Source organism: Chroococcidiopsis cubana SAG 39.79 (assembly GCF_003991895.1).
In the GTDB taxonomy this organism is placed as follows: domain Bacteria; phylum Cyanobacteriota; class Cyanobacteriia; order Cyanobacteriales; family Chroococcidiopsidaceae; genus Chroococcidiopsis; species Chroococcidiopsis thermalis.
On the sequence record NZ_RSCK01000282.1, the window covers coordinates 1 to 683 of the forward strand.

1 protein-coding gene and 1 pseudogene are annotated in these 683 nt (G+C 47.0%); both read left to right on the forward strand.

All coding sequences use genetic code 11. The annotated features are described in order from the left end of the window. Window positions 1-69: 69 nt before the first annotated feature. Window positions 70-516, forward strand: a pseudogene (locus DSM107010_RS37905) (hypothetical protein); the annotation flags it as partial. Next, window positions 480-683, forward strand: a 204-nt coding sequence (locus DSM107010_RS37910; RefSeq protein ID WP_148125960.1) for a plasmid pRiA4b ORF-3 family protein, incomplete at its 3' end; no start/stop codon positions are given. The pseudogene DSM107010_RS37905 and the gene DSM107010_RS37910, both read left to right, overlap by 37 nt.

The following is a 683-nucleotide window of genomic DNA, read 5'->3' on the forward strand; positions in this document are numbered from 1 at the left end:
ACCCCTCAACACTAAGGATAACGAATTGCGATTGGGTTTGTGTTCTTATGGGGGTGTTAAAGCACGGGGATTGAATATGGATTCAAGCAGGTCAAAAACGAACTGGGATGGCACGATTATCGTTTAACGGATTACGCCAGTATTGAACGCTGGTGGGAGTTAATTTTTAGTGCCTATCTACTGGTGAGTTTACATGCTGACGAGTTGCTGCAACAACAGCAAATCCATACTGATGATTCAACTAATACTTCCCCACGACCTTTACCTTTTAGCCTGCATCCACATTGGGAATTGGGAACCACTTGGAAGAGTGCATTGAACAATTTGCGATTGCTGCTGCAACCGTATTGGTGTTGGGGATGGTTGGAAGCCTGGTTACAGGTCTTTCCCATTCCTAGACTCGAACGCGCCATCCATCAGTTGATGGAGAGCGATTTTTTTCGGGGGAGATCGGGCAGACAATGGGGTAAGATGGCTCAATGTCTGATTCTTCCGAACCTGCTATTTATCAACTAAAGGTGGTGCTGCTGGGCGTTAGCCCAATGATTTGGCGGCGCTTACTTGTCAGCAGCGACAGCACGATAGAAGACTTGCATTACACACTCCAGCTGGCAATGGGGTGGGAGGATATTCATCTGCACCATTTCCAAATCCACGGTAAGCACTATGGAATTACCCAACCA